Origin of the sequence: Synechococcus sp. MU1617, from assembly GCF_020514235.1 — a bacterium.
In the GTDB taxonomy this organism is placed as follows: Bacteria; Cyanobacteriota; Cyanobacteriia; order PCC-6307; family Cyanobiaceae; genus Parasynechococcus.
Genome location: NZ_VTLB01000001.1, coordinates 571968 through 589407, shown reverse-complemented (window position 1 = coordinate 589407; position 17440 = coordinate 571968). Strand labels below are relative to the sequence as shown.

Here is a 17440-nt window from a genome sequence, read left to right as displayed (position 1 = left end):
GTTTACAAAACTCATCGGAGACGTACATCCTCCGCAATGTTGCCTCTTCCGATTCTCTTTAGGTTTGTCCTGTTGGCATTCGTCGGAGCAACCGTTGCATCTGTGGCTAACTCAAAAAAAGACTTTGCCTTGCTCACGGCTGTTTTCCTGTTGGGTCTCGGAGCCTTAGAAGCAGTCCTTGCTTTCTTTGGCGTCTGATCCGTAGGACGAGCCTTGCTTCGCCGCTCCTTGCAGGTGGATCAGTGGGAGCGCTTATTCATCTCCTGCTGCCGCTGCAAAAGCCACTGTGAGGAATTGAAGAGGCGATCCCGAAGCAGTTCTGCAATTTCAATGTGTTTGAGCATTGCCTGGCTTGTATGTGCTGAACGAGCTTCTCGGTATGTATTGCATCGAACGCCAAGACGATGACGCTCAATGGAGGAGAGAAATCTGCTTCAAGACGGAGTTCAAAGCTTTCGTGAACGCTCGCACCAAGTCAATGGCGACATTGGGCACCTATCGCGTGGTGAATTCAGCCTGGGCGAATCAGGTGATTGCTGAAGTGAATGGACTGGAGCTGGTCAAAAAGAACAGAAACAGGGTTTGATCGTTCTTCGCCGTAAGAAGTCGTATAAACCGTACGTATAAGTGCTTACGCACTTTGCTATGTGGGATTCATGTCATTGAGAGGCGGGGGTCCCGGCATTAAGCGCCGGGACTTTTTCTTGGGACAATCCACGACCGCTAGGGCCAAGCCTTGACCATCAGGTCGGTGGCATCAGAGGTCTTCTTCGGCTTCACCAGTGATCTGACAATCACTTGTTGGGTAAGCCACGCAAAGCAGGGCAAAGCCTTTGGAAATCTGCTCATCGTCTAAGAAGCTTTGATCCGATTGATCAAGAGAGCCACTCAAAAGTTTGCCCGCGCAGGTGGAGCAGGCGCCAGCTCGGCATGAATAGGGCAGGTCAGTACCAGCTTCCTCTGCCGCATCCAGGATGTACTGATCGTCGGCACACGCAAAGCTGGATGTACCTTCTGATGTGGTGACTGTGATTTGATACGAAGCCATTGGTTCAATCAACGCATGCATCAATCAATAATCTGATTGGATGCCGTCACTGAAGGAATCAAGGAAGACTTCGGGATCGATGTAGCAAGTCATACCGGATTGATTTCGATGTCATTGATCTCTGATGTTGTATGTCAGATCGATTGCTGTGGACGGGCATTGTTTTAATCACGCAACTCAGAGAACCCCCGTTGCACTTAAGCAAATCAGGGTTGTGGCGAGCAGCACCCAGCCCACCAGCTGAAGCCATTGCGTGAGTGGAGTTCCCATGGTCTGTCAGTCGAGTGGTTCATCCCATAGGTGTGGCTGATCAAACTCCTCCAGGAGGGAATTCGCTTCCTTTGCTTTGCCCATCAGCAGCAACGTGATTACTCTTTCTCGGATGAATTGGCTCAGGTGTTCTGCTTTTTTGGTGTGATGCCTGGTCTGGACCTTGCACCGAGCAGCATCACCCATGTCGTTGTGAAAACGTGAGATGAGCGACACAGGTCTGGGTGCATCAACTGCTCCGTCGTAACTCTGCTTGTTAGAAGTTTGACGTATCAATTGACTCCTTTCGTTCGGACACGTTGAAAGCCAGACAAGGCCTCGCCATTGGCAACCCAACGGCGCATGATCGAGATATGCAGGCCAAAACATCGGAAGGCTTAGAGGTTCTCGCGGCTGTTGTTGTCACCGCAGGTTTGGTGGCGGGCAACCTCGTTTTGTTTTCGCCGTTGCGTGTGGATAACCGCGTGCAGCCTGGCCCGCCATCCCCAACAATCGAACGCCCCTAACGCTTGAACACGCCGTTGCAGTCCCCCGGAGCAGGTTTAACAAAGCAGTGCCCCTCCGGCGACCAGTAGCCCAGGGCAGGAAATGCCAAGCCCTGGGACCGGGCTTCAGCATTGACCGCATCAACCCCTCGGGCCTGGATCAGCACGTTTCCGTCTCCATCCACAAGATCGAGGAAGTCGTTTTCCTCGATTTCTGCTGTGGGGTACGCATGGCTGTGAAGGGGCACAGCTGCCACCACACAAGCGATCAGAACAAAGCGCAGCATCGGACTGGAAAGGGAGAATGAAGGATCAGTTGGTGACAACCACCGGCGTGCCGACCTTGATGCGGTTGTACACCTGAATCACGTCGCTGTTCAGCATGCGGATGCAGCCAAGGCTGACGGCGGCCCGCAACTTCACCCAGTTGGGCCAGGCTGTTCCGTGGATGGCGTACTCGCCTGTTCCGATCTGCACATAGGCGACATAGCGCACGCCCACGGGGTTGTTCGGGCCGGGAGCAATGACCTTGCCTTTCTTGTGGTACACCGGCTGCGGATCCATTTTGGTGACCGCATAGCTGCCTGCTGGCGTCGGCGATTCCGGTGCACCGATCGCCACGGGGTACTTGCCGATCACCTGGCCGTCGTCAAGCAGGGTGAGATATCTGTCCTTAAGGCTGATCTGGATGGAGGTTTCGGCCTGCGCCGGAACCGTGGCCAAGGCGCCAAGGCCCAACGCTGCCGTCAGTAGGAGTGAACGAAGCTGCATCGGCTTGCGCAACAGGCGACCGCAGGCATTTTGACCTATTCGAAAGGGGCTAGCGTCAACCCATTGCTTTGTCCGTACCTGAACCATGACCCGCTGCTCTGGAATCAGCCGTGTCTTGGCCGCTGGTGCGGCTGCCGTTGTCTCGACCCTGGCCTTCCATATGCCTTCCAGGGCTGGATTCACGCCTGAGCAGCTGGCGGGCTTTGAAGTCACCCACCTGCGCGGTGAAGTTAATGCCGTGCTGCCGACGCAGAAGGTGATCGAGGTGATTGATCCGGAGGGTCACCTGGAAATCATCACCGTCGGCATCGACATGGCTCCCCTACGTCTCCGCAAGGGCGATCGCGTCGACGTTTCTTTGTTGGATGGATTGGTGGTGGATCTGGAGCGCAGCACGGCAACAACGCTGAGCTTCGATCGCGAAGACATCATCATGCCGATGGACATGGGTCCCTTGAAGAAGGGCATGCGGATGGCTCTGGCGTCCGGAACAGCGCGGGTTGTGAAGGTGTCAGCAAGCGACCGCAGCCTCAGCTTGATGGGCCCCCTCGGCGGCATCCATAACCTGGATGTCGTCATGCCTAGTGGCGATGATCTTTTCCCTGCGCTGCAGGCCGGGGATCTGGTGGATTTCCGCTTGATTCAGCCCGTGGCGGTCGGTATCGACCGGATTGCCACCGCAGCTGCCACAGCCGGTGCGTCAACGTCGCAACCCCTGCTGAGTAGCCGTGCTGATCGCCGCACCAGCCTGAAGGCCGAGCTCCTGGAGGCGTTCGAGCTCTCGCAGGTGCAAGGAACGCTGCTGCAGTACGAGCCGGATCAGCAGGTGATGGAGCTGAAGAGCCCTTACGGCCACACCCTGTTGATCACCATGGGCGGGGGGCTCAAAACAGCCGGGGTGCGCAACGGCGATGAGGTGATCGTCGACGTCTTGGATGGCCTTGTGGTGGACCTAAGCAAAGGCTCCGCCAGCAGCCTCAGCTTTAACCGAGAAGACGTGATCCTTTCGGAGGATTTCGGTGAGGTGCGCAAGGGCGCCAGGGTGGCGATGGGGACCGGAACCGCGGAGGTGGTGAAGATCTCGGAGGAAGACCATGAACTGAGCCTCCGCGGTCCCTTCGGAGGGGTTCACAACCTCGACGTCCGCCCTGGGCTGAACGGCGATCCGCTAGCCCAGCTCAAGCTGGGTGACTTCGTCAGTTTCCGCTCGATTCAACCGATTGCGATCGGGATTCGGCCGGCCCGATGAATCAGCTCTTTTGATGGGAGGCGAGGGCGCGCACCACGTCGCCCCGCGTAATCACGCCGACGGGACATTGGTTCCCGTCGAGAACGAACAGGCGTTGCGTGCCCCGCTCATGCAGCTGGGATGCTGCTTTGGGCAGCGGTAGGTCGGTCCTACAACTGTGGGAGTCTTTGCGCATCAGATCGCTCACGTTTGTGCCGAGCACCTGGTGCACCTGCTTGTCCCAATTCAAGGGATTGCGCAAGTAGATCACGCTGTCCAGCAGCATCACGTACGGGCCGGCATCAACGCCGCTTTCCCGCACCATCAGATCCTGCTCCGTCAGCTCGCCGATCAGACGCCCTTCTGCATCCACCACCGGTAAACCACTCACGTGGTGATCGCTGATGATCTGCACGGCTTGCTGCAACGGGGTGTCGGGTCTGACCGTCAGAACAGGCTTGGTCATCACATCAGCCACCGTCAGCTGCAGGACCATGATCAAGGTTCAGGTCCCCACATTCTGAGCGTTGTTTCTGTCTTTGCGTTCGATTGCCAACGGACTCACCGTGGCGCGAGCTGTTGTCGGTTTGCCGCTGATCCTTGCCCTGCAGTTCGGCTGGCAGGGCTGGGCCTGGTGGTTGCTGTTACTGGCCGGACTCAGTGATGCGGCCGATGGCTGGCTGGCCCGCCGCGCCGGGGGTGGCAGCAGCTGGGGCGCCCGTTTGGATCCCCTCACTGACAAGGTGCTGATCGCGGCACCGTTGCTCTGGCTGGCGTCGTCCGCCGTGCTGCCGCTCTGGGCGGTCTGGTTGTTGTTGGCCCGTGAATTGCTGATCTCTGGCTGGCGGTCCCAGGCCAGCGATGGGGGGCCTGCCTCGTTGTCGGGCAAAGCCAAGACGATCCTTCAGTTCCTCAGCCTGTTGCTGATGCTCTGGCCTTCCGGCTGGATCGGTGCTCCCGGGCTTCAGAGCCTGGGCTGGTGGCTGTTCTGGCCTTCCCTCGCCCTGGCTCTGAGCTCAGCCCTGGGTTACCTCACGCCCCGATCAGCGCCTCGTCAGAACTGAAGTCTGGCGCTGCAGTTGGACTCTTGGCGTAGTCGTTGCTGTAGCTGTCGGCCAGGCCCTTGGCCAGGTCGAAGCTTGGTTGCCAGGCCAGTTCGCGTTCCACCCGGGTGATGTCGGTAAGAAAGTGATTAAGCCGCAGTGGGAAGGCTTTGCGGGCCTTGGGGTCCAGATCGCTGGGGTTGAAGCTGCGCAGATCGAGGCCATCGGGATCGCGGCCGCAAGCCACTGCAGCAGCGCGGATCAGGCCCCGGAAGCTGATGCCCTGTTTGCCGGAGCAGTTGTAGATGCGGTTGGCCGCTGCATCCACCTCGATGCAACGGGCCATTGCCTCCGCCAGATCCTCTACATGGCCCAATTGGGTGATCGTGCTGCCGTCACCGGGGAGGGGAATCGGGCGGTTGTGAACGATGCGATCGAAAAACCAGCGTTCCACCGGGTTGTAGTTGCCCGGCCCGTAGATGTAGGTCGGCCGGAAGCTGGTGAAGGGGATACCTTCCTTGCGGAGCCAGGCCTCGGTCTCGGCCTTGCCAGCGTGACGGCTCTGCGGATCGGTGGGGCTGGATTCATCCAGGGGCCACTGCTCCGAATCGGCATACACCCCGGCTGAACTCACGTAGACAAAGCGATGGCTGGGGGCCCCGGTGATGGCCACCACGCGGCTGCTGTCCGCCTGCTTGCGTCCGGAACTATCGACGATTACATCGAAGTTGCGCCCCTGCAGCGCGCTCAGGCCTTCATCGCTGCTGCGATCGCCACAGAGGTGTTCCACGCCGGCGGGAACGGGGTTCTTGCCGCGGGTGAACAGGGTGAGTGCATGGCCCTGGGCCTGCAGGCGGGCCACCAGGGGCCGGCCCACGAAGCGGGTTCCCCCCATCACCAGGATCTTCATGCACTTGGGCCCGAAAAGCGCAGCTATTGAAGCGTGGCGCTGCAGGATGGAGGGTCTCTGGTCCGCCCCCGATGGAGATCCTTCCCGCCATTGATTTGCTCGATGGAGCCTGCGTCCGGCTCCACCAGGGGGATTACGACCAGGTGACCCGATTCAGTGAGGATCCTGTTGCTCAGGCATTGAGCTGGCAGAGCCAGGGGGCAACCCGTCTGCACCTGGTGGATCTTGATGGCGCCAAACGGGGAGAGCCGATCAATGACGCAGCGGTGCGGGCCATCACCTCCGCCCTCGACATCCCTGTTCAGCTCGGTGGTGGTGTGCGCTCGCTTGAGCGTGCCGAAGAGTTGATCGCCTGTGGTCTGGATCGGGTCATCCTCGGCACGGTGGCGATTGAACAGCCGCAGTTGGTCCAGGAGTTGGCCCAACGTCATCCCGGCCGCATCGTTGTTGGCATTGATGCCAACGATGGCCGAGTGGCCACCCGGGGCTGGATCGAGCAGAGCGATGTTCTGGCCACCGATCTGGCCAAGCAGTTCAGTGCCGCTGGTATCGCGGCGATCATCACCACCGACATCGCTACCGATGGGACCCTCGCCGGCCCCAACCTGGAGGCGTTGCGAACCATGGCGCAATGCAGCGCTGTTCCGGTGATCGCCTCCGGTGGCATCGGTTGTATGGCCGATCTCCTGTCGCTCCTGCCCTTGGAGCCCCTTGGTGTGACAGGAGTCATCGTTGGCCGAGCCCTCTACGACGGCCGTGTTGACCTGGCGGAGGCCATCGCCGCGTTGGGTGAGGCAAGGCTTCAGGACGTCACTGCCGTGGCGGCAGACATCGCCTGAGCTGGCCTTGGGCCTTATGGTTGATGCAGAAGGCCCTTTCTGTGGTAAGAGCAGCAGCCGGCAAGAACAGCTCGCCGTCCCTCGCGGGCAGCTTGCAGGAGGTGTTCGAGCAATGCCGGGGGCTGGGGATGCGCCTCAGCCGTCAGCGGCGCATGGTGCTCGACCTGCTCTGGAGCGAAAAGAGCCACCTCAGTGCTCGCGACATCTTTGAACAACTGAACCTGAGGGGTCGCAGCATCGGCCATACCTCGGTGTATCAGAACCTCGAAGCCCTGCAGTCGGCAGGGGTGATCGAGTGTCTCGACCGCGCCAGTGGTCGCCTGTACGGCTACCGGAGTGATCCCCACAGCCATCTCACCTGTCTGGACAGCGGTTCGATCGAAGACATCGACGTTGTTCTTCCCGACGACCTATTGCGTCAGATCGAACAGCGCACCGGCTTTCGCATCGAGTCGTACACCCTGCAATTGAACGGCCGCCGCACCCTGGAGAACTGAGCAGAAGCTCGTTACCTTGAGCCCAACTGTTTCGGGTTCAACCCTTGACCTCCCCTTCGCCGGTGCGGATGTTGCTGCTCGCTCCGGATCTGCTCGGGGAGTCGCTTGCGCTGAAACTCACCTCCGCCCGCACCGATTGGGAGGTGGTGCTTCGTCCTGAGCGCTTGACGGGCTCCCCTGCCCTGGTGATCTGGTCGATCGACACCGTGGCCTCATTGTCGGCGATTCAGCAGGAGCTGTTCGCCCTGCAGGAGCGCTGGCAGCCCGCCCCGGTGTTGTTGCTGCTGCCCAGCGAGCTACGTCTGTCGCGGGAACAGCTGCTGGAGCTGCCGGCCGCCGGCCTGCTTCAAAACGTTGATGCCGAGGGCCTGCAGAACGCCATTGAAACTTTGCTGCAGGGTGGGCGCGACATTCGCCTTGAGGCTGCTTCGGAGACCCAGAACCAGGGTCAAACCATGGGCCTGGGGCAGTGGTTGCTGGTCAGTGGCCTGCAGCAGGTCAGCCGCGACCTCCAACGGGTGGAGGCCCTGCTCAATCCACCCCCGGAGCAGCCCTTGCTGTTCCTTCTGCTCCAGGGGCGCCGACGTGAATTGCGCTTCGCCAAGGGTTTGCTGCTCTGGCTCTGGGGGCCGCTGCAAATGGGCCTCGAGCATGCAGAACCTTTGGCCCCATCTGTGTCCAGCGATGGATCACCCACCACCACGGCGATCAGCCTGCGTGAACGCAATGCCGTTGCGGTTTGGGATGCGATCCGAGACCGCATCGATGCATCGGTTCAGGCGGGATTGACCAATTCCACCGGCCGTCTGCTGGCGATTGAGGGCCTGCACCCGGATCGCCGCCGGGAGTTGCTTCTGGCTCTGCTGCAACAGCTTGATCAGGTCTTGCAGCGCCTGCGCAGCCGCCAGGACAGCAATGCGATAGCCCAAGCCTGGGATGCCCTGCAGCCCGAGTTGCGACAGCAGGCTCTGACCGCTTTGGCCGGTAGCTACGTCCAGATCCCCTGCGACGGCGAGCTGCAACCGGTGGTGGCATCGCTGCTCAGCCGTGCTGATCTCACCGGTGCGGACGGCGAGCTGCCGGATCCAACCGGAATGCTGGCCCCGTTGGTGGCCGATCAGCCGATGCTGGTGAATGGTTTGCTGCTGCCGGCCGATGACCCCAGGGCCTTCCTGCAGTTGGAAACCCTGGTCAGCAATTGGCTGGTGCGGACGGCTGAACTGATTGGTGCCGAACTGCTCGATGCTTGTGGTGACTGGCCAGAGCTGCGTCGTTATCTGCTGCGGGATCCCCTCCTGGCGACCCGGGAACTCGATCGCCTCAGGAATCGCTTGAACACCCAGCTGCGTTGGGCGGATTGGGTTGAGCGCCCGATTCAGCTCTACGAAAGCCAGCGCACCCTGTTTCAGTTGCGCTCCGGTCGCATCGAACCGCTTCTACTGACTGAGCCCCGCGACAAAGAGCTCAATCAGCTGGGTTGGTGGCAGCGGCAGGTGGCCTTGCTGTTGGAAGCCAGGGATGCCCTCGCACCGCAGGTGCAGGCCCTGGTGCGCCGCATCGGCGACCTTGCTGTGATCCTGCTCACTCAGGTGCTGGGTCGCGCCATCGGTCTAGTTGGGCGGGGCATCGCCCAGGGCATGGGACGCAGCTTCGGCCGCGGTTAGGTCCCTGGGTCCACAATGGCGATCCGCTGCTTCGGCTTGATGCTTGCTTTGGTGCGCTGTCTGATCACCGTTTCGATCGCGCTGCTGCTCCATGTCGCTCCAGCCGCCGCTGTGTTGAACAGTGACAGCTACGACGGCAACATCTATGCCCTCTATGCCGGCAACGGTTCGTTGGTGCCTCCCGCAAACACCCTGGAGGAGTCCCTCGCTGAGGGACGCACGGCCGTGATCGTCTACTACCTGGATGACAGTGCCGTGAGCAAACGCTTCGCTCCGGTGGTGTCTGAACTGCAACGGCTTTGGGGCCGCAGCATTGATCTGCTGCCGCTGTCCACCGATCCGCTGCAGGGCCGAGAAGCGCTGGGTGCCGGTGATCCAGCCACCTATTGGTCTGGAACCATTCCGCAGGTGGTGGTGATCGGCACCGATGGCCGGGTTGTTCTCGATCAGAACGGTCAGGTTCCCCTGGCGGCGATCAACGACGCCATTAGCGCCTCCACCGGTCTTCCCGCTCCCGATCTGGGGCGGATTGATCAGGAAGGCAGCTTCAACGAAGTGAACATCGAAGTCACCGCCAACTGAGACGCCCATCTCCATGGCGCCTACGCTGCCGCCCAGTTGTCCCGGTCGCTGAGCCGGATCCGCTGTGTCGCTGCTGCTTGCTCCGCTAGGCCTTGGACTCGCTGTGGCCTGGTTGGAGCTCCGCCACCGCCTAAGACCCGCCTCGCCGTTGAGGATGACGCCTCGCGACTGGCGCGTCGATGATCTGGGCGGGCGGCTCCGGATCGAAGGTGTGCTTGAGATCAGCAACCCCCACCCCCGCATGGAGGTTTTTGTGCCGGAGCTGCGGGTCGAGCCCGTGCTGCTGGGGTCCTCCGACCCCGCCGGTCTGGAGGTGAAAACGCGGATCACTGCCGACCATCCCGATGAGGAGACCCGGGCGGACGGCTACTGGGCGGCTTACATCGTTAAAGGACGCAAGACCACGCGTGCCCGGGTTTCGATCGAGATCACCGGACCAACGCCATCGGCCCGGGTCGACAGCCTCTGGGTGGATGCCCACTGGGTGAATTACGGACCCTTCGGTCGCCTGCAGCGCCGTCAGGGCGTGCTGGTTCCCCTGACCCGTCCGGACCCCCTGCAGCCCGATCAAGCCCACTTCCGCCAGGGGGAAGGGTGCCGTGTGTTGCCGCTGCGCACCCACCTGCTCGGACCCCTGGATGACGCCATTGACGTCTTGCGCACCTATGCCGCTGATTTAGTCCAGCCCGGCGACATCCTTACCATTGGCGAGACCCCCGTGGCTGTGATCCAGGGTCGCTACCGCCATCCAAGTGAGGTGGAACCCGGCATGGTGGCGCGTCTGGCTTGCCGTGTGTTCCACCCCACCAGCAGCCTGGCCACGGCCTGCGGTATGCAGACCTTGATCGATTTGGTGGGCCCGACCCGGGTGCTTGCAGCCTGGCTGGGGGGGCTGCTGATGAAGCTGGTGGGCATCCCCGGGGGCTTCTATCGCCTCGCCGGTGACCAGGCCCGCTTGATCGACGACATCACCGGAACCACACCGCCCTACGACCAGACCATTGTTCTGGGTCCATCCCGGGCCGAGCAGTTCTGTCGTGATGCCTCTGCTGAACTCGGAGTTGACGTTGCCATCGTCGACGTCAATGACCTCGGCCGTGTGAAGGTGCTGGCTTCCAGCCCAGGTTGTGATGAGGGCTTGCTGGGCCGGGCCCTGCGCCCCAATCCCGCTGGCAATGCCAATGAGCGCACCCCCCTTGTCTTGGTGCGGCCAGGCCTGGAATGAGCGATACATTGTGAACAGTTGGGGTGGAGGGTGTCCGGTGACAGAACCCAAGACAACCTCCATCCGCATTGAGCCCCTCAATCCGGCCCACCTGGCGCAGTGGGTGCAAGACGCGCCGATCGATCAGCTCTCACGGTTTCAGGGCTTCCTGATCGGTGAATGGCTTTCAAGAGTCGAGCAGCGCTTCCCTGATCTGCTCCCCAGCCGCTCGCCACGTTGCTTGATGGCCCTTGAGGCTGATCGCCCGGTGGCCAGTGTGGTGGCGCGGCCGTTCAACCGCCGCGGCAGCTGCTGGATCCTCCATTTGCCGGAGCTGCTGGGGCCGGTGGACGATCACAGCCATCGCACCATTCAGCAATCCTTGCTTCAGCAGGCCCTGCTGTCCTGGACGGCCCAGATCTGCAGCTGGGTGATCCGCTGTCCGGCCACCGATGCCGATGCCATCGCCCTGCTGCGGGAGCTTGGTTTTCAACCGCTTCGCCCGTATCAGTGCTGGTGTCCACCAGGTGGCGAGGTTGAGTCGACGGGCAGCGATCAGCTGCCTGCGGGTCTGCGTTGGGCGGCACTGAACCGCCGCACCGCCCAGTTGCTGTGGCCGATTGAGCAGGGCGGTAGCCACAGCCACCTGCGTCAGATCACCGACCGCCATTGGCTGGATCTGCTGGATCGGAACGGACCCGGCTGCGGCGTGCTCATGGCCGGAGACGCTGTTCTTGCGGGCTGCATCCGCCTTCCCGACGCGGGCGAGGCCGGTTTCCTGGAGCTGATGCGTGATGTCGCCTGGGATCCCCGGCTGGATCAGGCCCTTCCCCACGTCTTGAACGGCATCATTCAGCGCGGCCGCCCCCGCGGGCTGCTCACGGCGTTTGACGATGCACCCCTCAACCGGATCCTGGAGGCGGAGGGGTGGATCCGCGGCGAAGAGCTGCTGCTGCTCGGACGCAGCATGTGGCGGCGTCAGTCACCCCAGCGCAACCTGCAGCTGACCCGATCGCTCGATCAGGTGCTGGGCCGTTTGCGGCCCCAGGGCACACCCCTGCCCACGCCAAGCCTGGGTGATCGGCACTGATGCGGCCGCGTCCCTGTTCGATCCTCAGCCTGGATGTGGGCCGGCGGCGCATCGGCCTGGCCGGCTGCGATGCCCTCGGTATCAGCGTCACGCCCCTCGCTGCCCTGCGTCGCGGTCGCTTTGATGCCGATCTGCTCGTTCTGCGGTCTCACTGCCGCGAACGGTCGGTGCAGGGGCTCGTGGTGGGATTGCCCCTGGATGCCGCGGGCCAGCCCACGGCCCAGGCGGAGCATTGCCAGCGTTACGGCCTGCGGCTGGCCGCCGCCCTTGACCTGCCCCTGGCCTGGGTGAATGAACACAGCAGCACCTGGGCGGCCGGTGAACAGTTCGGGTTGACGGGCGACCGCAGCGGGCGTCTGGACAGTGCAGCTGCTGCCCTGCTGCTGGAGCAGTGGCTTGCGGATGGTCCGGAGCTCAAACCGGCCCAACAGAGTGCCTCAAGGTCGGGCGCCGGGGCTGGCGATGGTGGATCCTGAGCCCAGTCATAGCCGCGTCGATGTCTGAGTCGGGTCCCGGTAAGAGCAGCGATCACCCCACCCTGCTGGTACGCGACCGCGAGGGCCATGACCTGCTGTGCTTTCTCGAGCATCTGATCCCCATCGAGGGGCAGGACTACGCCTTGCTCTCGCCGGTCGACACACCGGTGTCGCTGTTTCGGCTCAATGACGATGCTGAGCCGGTGCCGATCACGGAAGTCGCTAGCAGCGAGCCGATTCTCTCGGTGGCTGATGTGGTGCTGCAGGAGCACGACCTGGTCTTGGTGCGATCGGCGATCACCCTCACCGTCAGTGGTGAATTGGAGGAGCCGGATCAGGACGAGCTCGATGAGCTGGAGGAGGACGACGACGTTGATGAGGACGCCGAGACCTTTGAACTGCTGGTGAGCTTCATGGTCGAAGCGGAGGAATACGGCCTCTACATCCCGCTCGATCCTTTCCTGGTGTTGGTGCGGATGGTGGATGGTCAGGCGGTGCTGCTGAGCGACGATGAGCTCGATCGCGTTCAACCCTTGATTGAGGCCGAACTGGAGGAGCGTGAATGGCCGGAGTGACGGCACAGCGTTGGTTGACCCCTGATTGGGATCCGCATCTCACCATTGCCCAGCTTTCGCTGCCCCACCTCACGGCCCATGGTCTGCGGGCCGCCGTGATCGATGTCGACCGCACTCTCCTGCCCGGTCGTGATGTGACCTTGCCAGGGCCGGTGCGCGACTGGATGGTGGATGCCGGCCGCCGCCTTCAGCTGCATCTGTTCAGCAACAACCCCTCCCGCGATCGGATTGCTGCCGTGGCTGATCAGCTGGAGGTCAGCTTCACCTTCGGTGCTGGCAAGCCCCGGCGTGGCGCCCTGCGCAGGGTGGTTCGCGATCTCTCGCTGCCACCGGAGGCGATCGCGATGATCGGAGACCGCCTGTTCACGGATGTGCTCTGCGGCAACCGGATGGGGCTCTACACAGTGTTGGTGCGACCGGTTCGAGAGGACGGCAAGCCTTGCCGCCATGACCGGGTGCAGCGGTTTGAACGCGCCATGGCACGCGTCATGGGGGCGCCTTCAGCATGACCCTGTGGGTCGTGAAAATCGGTACCAGCCTGCTTCGGGGGGAGACCGCCGCCACGATTGATGGCTACGCCCGCTGCTTCGCAGGGGCCATGGCCCGGGGGGACCAGGTGGTGCTGGTCACCAGTGGTGCCGTCGGGCTGGGCTGCCAGAAGCTGGCTCTCACCAGCCGACCTGAGACGGTGGTAGCCCTGCAGGCCGCTGCAGCCATCGGCCAGGGCGCGCTGATGGCTCTGTATGAACGGGCGATGGAACGCCACGGTCATTCCGTGGCTCAAGTGTTGCTGACCCGCTCCGATCTGGCCGATCGCCGTCGCTATCAGAACGCTTCGGGCACCTTGCGGCAGCTGCTGAGCTGGGGGGTGCTGCCGGTGATTAACGAGAACGATGCCCTCTCGCCGGCGGAGTTGCGCTTCGGCGACAACGACACCCTCTCGGCTTTGGTCGCCGCCGCCGTTGAAGCGCAGCAATTGATCCTGCTGACGGATGTTGATCGCCTCTATTCCTCCGATCCAAGGGTTGATTCCAACGCCGAACCGATCTCGGATGTTCGCCACCCCCGCGACCTTGACCAGCTGGAACAGGGGGCCGGCGACGGTGGTCGCTGGGGCACCGGGGGCATGACCACGAAGCTGGCGGCAGCCCGCATCGCCACCGCCAGTGGCATCACGGTGCAGCTCGCCGATGGCCGCGACCCAGCTCGCCTCGAGGCCTTGTTGCAGGGGGAACGGGGGGGGACAGTGTTCCATCCCCACCCCGAACCCCTGGGCAATCGACGCAGTTGGCTCGCCCACGTGCTTCGGCCTGAGGGTGAACTTCAGCTGGATGCGGGGGCCTGTGATGCGCTGCAGCACCGTGGCGCGTCTCTGCTGCTGGTGGGGGTGACGGCGGTGCGGGGCGACTTCGCCGCCAATCAACCCGTTCAGTTGTTGGACCCCCAGGGCGAGGACCTGGGCCGCGGCCTCTGTTCGATGGACAGCGACCAGCTACGGGCCGCGATGAATGACCCATCTCCGGGGGACTCTTCCCCGGTGGTGGTGCATCGCGATGGTCTGGTGCTTCGCAGCCGTTAACCACGTCTACGATCCGGCCGTCTGCCCTGGCCTCCATGCGTTTCAGCACCCTGATCAAGGTTCTGCAGACCGGTGATGCAGGCCTGCGCTGGAGCCAGGCGGGCTTGGACCCATGGCTTGAGGGTGCTGCTTCGCTCGATCAGGCCTCAACCGCGCAGCTCAGCTTTTTGGAGAAGGGCAATGCCCTTACGGCGGTTTTGGGCGCCAGCGGCGTGGGTGCCTTGTTGCTGCCCGATCAACAGGATCTGATTGATCTGGCGTCGCAGCGTGGCATCGCCTTTGCGGTCTTCGCCGATCCGCGTCTGGCTTTTGCTGAAGCCCTCGATCAGTTGCATCCCCGCCGCCGGCCCTTGGCGGAGATTCACCCCTCGGCGGTGATCGATGAACGGGCTGTGGTGGGCCCTGGCACGGCGGTGGGCCCGCGGGTCTGCATCGGTGAGGGGAGTCGTGTGGGCGCTGACTGCATCCTTCATCCGGGTGTCGTGATCTACGACGACGTGGTGGTGGGTGATGGCTGCGAGCTGCACGCCAATGCCGTGCTGCACCCCGGCAGCCGTCTCGGGCGCGGCTGTGTGGTGAATTCCAACGCCGTGGTCGGCTCCGAGGGCTTCGGCTTTGTGCCGACGGCGAAAGGATGGCGAAAAATGCCGCAGACAGGCCAGGTGGTTCTTGAAGACGCTGTTGAGGTGGGTTGCGGCACCACCATCGATCGCCCCTCCGTGGGGGAGACCCGCATTGGTGCCGGCACCAAGATCGACAACCTTGTGCAGATCGGCCATGGCGTCACCACCGGGCGTGGCTGTGCCTTCGCGTCCCAGGTGGGCATCGCCGGGGGAGCCCGGATCGGCCAGGGGGTGATCCTGGCGGGCCAGGTGGGGGTCGCCAACCGCGCTGTGGTGGGTGACGGTGCTATCGCCAGCTCCAAGAGCGGCATTCACGGTGAGGTAGCCCCCGGAGAGGTGGTGAGTGGCTATCCCGCGATCCCGAATCGTCTCTGGTTGCGCTGTTCCGCCGCCTTCAGCAAGTTGCCGGAGATGGCCAAGACCCTGCGGGAGCTCAAGCGCGACACCCCTCAGTAACCTCAGCGGTCGACCTGCCGCACCGCACCGTCATGGCTCAGCACCGCGTTGTTCTCCTTCCCGGTGATGGCATCGGCCCCGAGATCACCGCTGTCGCCCGCCAGCTGCTGGAGGTGGTGAGCCAGCGCCATGGCTTTTCGCTGAGCTTTGAGGAACAGCCCATCGGCGGCAGCGCTATCGATGCCACCGGTGAGCCGCTGCCTGCCAGCACCCTTGAGGCCTGCAAGGCTGCCGATGCGGTGTTGCTCGCCGCCATCGGCAGCCCCCGCTTCGACAGCCTTCCCCGCGAGAAACGTCCGGAGACCGGATTGCTTGGCCTGCGCGCCGGCATGGAGCTGTTCGCCAATCTGCGGCCGGTGAAGATTGTTCCGGCCCTCATCGATGCCAGCAGCCTCAAGCGTGAGGTGATCGCAGGTGTGGACCTGATGGTGGTGCGGGAACTCACGGGGGGGATTTATTTCGGTCAGCCCAAGGGACGCATCGAGACCGAGGGGGAGGAGCGCGGTTTCAACACCATGACCTACTCAGCCTCGGAGGTGGATCGGATTGCAAAGGTGGCCTTTGAGATCGCCCAGGAACGGCGGGGCCGGCTCTGCTCGGTGGACAAGGCGAATGTGCTCGATGTGAGCCAGCTCTGGCGGGACCGGGTTGATGCGATGGCGCCCACCTATGGCGGTGTGGAGGTGAGTCACATGTATGTGGACAACGCGGCGATGCAGCTGGTGCGTGATCCACGCCAGTTCGATGTGCTGCTCACCGGCAACCTCTTCGGAGACATCCTCAGCGACGAGGCGGCGATGCTCACCGGCTCCATCGGCATGCTGCCCTCGGCCTCCCTTGGCAGTGAGGGACCTGGTCTGTTTGAGCCTGTGCACGGTTCTGCCCCCGACATCGCCGGTCAGGACAAAGCCAATCCCATGGCCATGGTGCTGTCGGCCGCAATGATGCTGCGCATCGGTCTGAAAGAATCCGCGGCTGCCGATGATCTGGAAGCGGCCGTCGATGCTGTTTTGGCCGGTGGCTTCCGCACCGGTGATCTGATGGCAGAAGGCTGCACCCAGCTGGGTTGTCGCGCCATGGGTGAGCAATTGCTTAAAGCTCTTTAAGCCCGAGATTGGTGCAATCGGGCCCTGATCTGGCAGGATCGCCGGGCCCGTAGTCCCTGCGTCGATGTCGAAGCGTCATCCGGTTGTCGCTGTTACCGGTTCTTCCGGAGCTGGAACCAGCACCGTCAAGCGCGCCTTCGAGCACATCTTTGCAAGGGAAGGCATTACCCCTGCAGTGGTGGAAGGCGATAGCTACCACCGCTACGAGCGGATGCCCATGAAAAAGGCCATGGCGGATGCCTTGGCCAAGGGTGAGAACTTCTCCCACTTCGGCCCTGAGGCCAACCTCTTCGACAAGCTCGAGGAACTGTTCCGCACCTACGGCGAAACCGGTGCTGGTCAGAAGCGCTACTACCTTCACAGCGTCGAAGAAGCTGCTGAACACAACGCCCGTCTTGGCGTCAACCTCGAGCCTGGTCAGTTCACGCCTTGGGAAGACATCCCCTCAGGCACTGACGTGTTGTTCTACGAAGGCCTTCACGGCGGTGTGAAGGGCGAGGGCTACGACGTGTCCGCCCTGGCCGACCTCTTGGTGGGTGTGGTGCCGATCACCAACCTCGAGTGGATTCAGAAGATCCACCGGGACAACGCTGAGCGTGGTTATTCCGCTGAGGCCATCGTTGACACGATCCTGCGCAGGATGCCCGATTACATCAATCACATCTGCCCTCAGTTCAGCCAGACCGACATCAATTTCCAGAGGGTCCCCACAGTTGACACCTCCAACCCCTTCATCTGCCGGAATATTCCGACCCCGGATGAAAGCTTCGTGATCATCCACTTCCGCAAAGGTGCTCGTGAGAAGTGGGGGATCGACTTCGGTTACTTGCTGAACATGATCCACGATTCCTTCATGTCGAGCCCCACCAGCATCGTGGTGAACGGCGGCAAGATGGGCTTCGCCATGGAGCTGATTCTCACCCCGATCATTCACCGCATGATCGAAGAGAAGAACAAGGTCAGCTGAGCGCTTCTCCTTACAACAATCGTCTCT

21 protein-coding genes are annotated in these 17440 nt (G+C 62.4%); 16 read left to right on the top strand and 5 right to left on the bottom strand.

The genetic code is table 11. The features are described 5' to 3' along the window. Nucleotides 1-358 precede the first annotated feature (358 nt). Nucleotides 359-586, top strand: a complete 228-nt coding sequence (locus FZZ90_RS03325) for a hypothetical protein (protein WP_226424456.1) — start codon at nt 359-361, stop codon at nt 584-586. A gap of 171 nt (nt 587-757) precedes the next feature. Here the strand turns inward: FZZ90_RS03325 and FZZ90_RS03320 are convergent, their stop codons facing one another. The 3 genes from FZZ90_RS03320 to FZZ90_RS03310 all read right to left on the bottom strand — a co-directional run bounded on the left by FZZ90_RS03320 (nt 758) and on the right by FZZ90_RS03310 (nt 2574). After that, a complete protein-coding gene (locus FZZ90_RS03320; protein ID WP_226424455.1) occupies nt 758-1048 on the bottom strand; it encodes a 2Fe-2S iron-sulfur cluster-binding protein in 291 nt (96 codons plus the stop codon). Between the two features lie 772 nt (nt 1049-1820). Next, nucleotides 1821-2090, bottom strand: a complete 270-nt coding sequence (locus tag FZZ90_RS03315; RefSeq protein WP_226424323.1) for a hypothetical protein — start codon at nt 2088-2090, stop codon at nt 1821-1823. Between the two features lie 25 nt (nt 2091-2115). Next, nucleotides 2116-2574 (bottom strand): L,D-transpeptidase, encoded by a 459-nt coding sequence (locus tag FZZ90_RS03310; RefSeq protein WP_226424322.1) that lies wholly within the window; start codon nt 2572-2574, stop codon nt 2116-2118. Between the two features lie 85 nt (nt 2575-2659). Between FZZ90_RS03310 and FZZ90_RS03305 the strand changes: the two genes are divergently transcribed. After that, entirely contained in the window at nt 2660-3823 is a 1164-nt protein-coding gene (locus tag FZZ90_RS03305) for a hypothetical protein (protein ID WP_226424321.1), read from the top strand. A 1-nt stretch (nt 3824) separates the two neighbouring features. Here the strand turns inward: FZZ90_RS03305 and FZZ90_RS03300 are convergent, their stop codons facing one another. Next, a complete protein-coding gene (locus FZZ90_RS03300; RefSeq protein WP_226424320.1) occupies nt 3825-4298 on the bottom strand; it encodes a CBS domain-containing protein in 474 nt (157 codons plus the stop codon). Nucleotides 4299-4329: 31 nt separating this feature from the next. On the opposite strand from FZZ90_RS03300, the gene FZZ90_RS03295 reads away from it, so the two are divergent. Further along, the gene (locus FZZ90_RS03295) at nt 4330-4866 is read left to right on the top strand and encodes a CDP-alcohol phosphatidyltransferase family protein (RefSeq protein ID WP_226424319.1); all 537 of its coding nucleotides are present in this window, start codon (nt 4330-4332) and stop codon (nt 4864-4866) included. Here the strand turns inward: FZZ90_RS03295 and FZZ90_RS03290 are convergent. Beyond that, nucleotides 4835-5755: an NAD-dependent epimerase/dehydratase family protein gene (locus FZZ90_RS03290; protein WP_226424318.1), complete on the bottom strand. Its 921-nt coding sequence runs from the start codon at nt 5753-5755 to the stop codon at nt 4835-4837. The two genes, FZZ90_RS03295 and FZZ90_RS03290, sit on opposite strands and share 32 nt — an antisense overlap. 71 nt (nt 5756-5826) lie before the next feature. Between FZZ90_RS03290 and hisA the strand changes: the two genes are divergently transcribed. From hisA to FZZ90_RS03225, 13 genes are all read left to right on the top strand, one after another. Then, nucleotides 5827-6594, top strand: coding sequence for a 1-(5-phosphoribosyl)-5-[(5-phosphoribosylamino)methylideneamino]imidazole-4-carboxamide isomerase (gene hisA, locus FZZ90_RS03285; RefSeq protein WP_226424317.1), 768 nt, complete (start codon nt 5827-5829; stop codon nt 6592-6594). 128 nt (nt 6595-6722) lie between these two features. Next, nucleotides 6723-7091 carry a Fur family transcriptional regulator gene (locus tag FZZ90_RS03280; RefSeq protein WP_226424454.1) on the top strand — a complete coding sequence of 123 codons (369 nt, stop codon included), beginning with the start codon at nt 6723-6725 and terminating at the stop codon, nt 7089-7091. Nucleotides 7092-7159: 68 nt separating this feature from the next. Next, complete coding sequence (locus FZZ90_RS03275) at nt 7160-8755, top strand: DUF3685 domain-containing protein (RefSeq protein WP_226424453.1); 1596 nt, start codon at nt 7160-7162, stop codon at nt 8753-8755. A 15-nt stretch (nt 8756-8770) separates the two neighbouring features. Beyond that, nucleotides 8771-9337, top strand: a complete 567-nt coding sequence (locus tag FZZ90_RS03270) for a thylakoid membrane photosystem I accumulation factor (protein WP_226424316.1) — start codon at nt 8771-8773, stop codon at nt 9335-9337. Between the two features lie 64 nt (nt 9338-9401). After that, on the top strand, nt 9402-10562 hold the full coding sequence (locus FZZ90_RS03265; RefSeq protein ID WP_226424315.1) for a F420-0:Gamma-glutamyl ligase: 1161 nt from the start codon (nt 9402-9404) through the stop codon (nt 10560-10562). Nucleotides 10563-10599: 37 nt separating this feature from the next. Further along, a complete protein-coding gene (locus FZZ90_RS03260; RefSeq protein WP_226424314.1) occupies nt 10600-11631 on the top strand; it encodes a hypothetical protein in 1032 nt (343 codons plus the stop codon). Beyond that, a complete protein-coding gene (ruvX, locus tag FZZ90_RS03255; RefSeq protein WP_226424313.1) occupies nt 11631-12107 on the top strand; it encodes a Holliday junction resolvase RuvX in 477 nt (158 codons plus the stop codon). Before FZZ90_RS03260 ends, ruvX begins: the two co-directional genes overlap by 1 nt. Before the next feature lie 20 nt (nt 12108-12127). Continuing rightward, nucleotides 12128-12682: a DUF3727 domain-containing protein gene (locus FZZ90_RS03250; protein WP_226424312.1), complete on the top strand. Its 555-nt coding sequence runs from the start codon at nt 12128-12130 to the stop codon at nt 12680-12682. After that, nucleotides 12670-13191, top strand: coding sequence for a YqeG family HAD IIIA-type phosphatase (locus FZZ90_RS03245; RefSeq protein ID WP_226424311.1), 522 nt, complete (start codon nt 12670-12672; stop codon nt 13189-13191). Before FZZ90_RS03250 ends, FZZ90_RS03245 begins: the two co-directional genes overlap by 13 nt. Continuing rightward, nucleotides 13188-14261 (top strand): glutamate 5-kinase, encoded by a 1074-nt coding sequence (proB, locus tag FZZ90_RS03240; RefSeq protein ID WP_226424310.1) that lies wholly within the window; start codon nt 13188-13190, stop codon nt 14259-14261. Before FZZ90_RS03245 ends, proB begins: the two co-directional genes overlap by 4 nt. Before the next feature lie 35 nt (nt 14262-14296). After that, nucleotides 14297-15340 (top strand): UDP-3-O-(3-hydroxymyristoyl)glucosamine N-acyltransferase, encoded by a 1044-nt coding sequence (gene lpxD / locus FZZ90_RS03235; protein ID WP_226424309.1) that lies wholly within the window; start codon nt 14297-14299, stop codon nt 15338-15340. Between the two features lie 32 nt (nt 15341-15372). Next, nucleotides 15373-16446, top strand: coding sequence for a 3-isopropylmalate dehydrogenase (gene leuB, locus FZZ90_RS03230; protein ID WP_226424308.1), 1074 nt, complete (start codon nt 15373-15375; stop codon nt 16444-16446). A 64-nt stretch (nt 16447-16510) separates the two neighbouring features. After that, nucleotides 16511-17413 carry a phosphoribulokinase gene (locus FZZ90_RS03225; protein ID WP_226424307.1) on the top strand — a complete coding sequence of 301 codons (903 nt, stop codon included), beginning with the start codon at nt 16511-16513 and terminating at the stop codon, nt 17411-17413. Nucleotides 17414-17440: the final 27 nt, after the last annotated feature.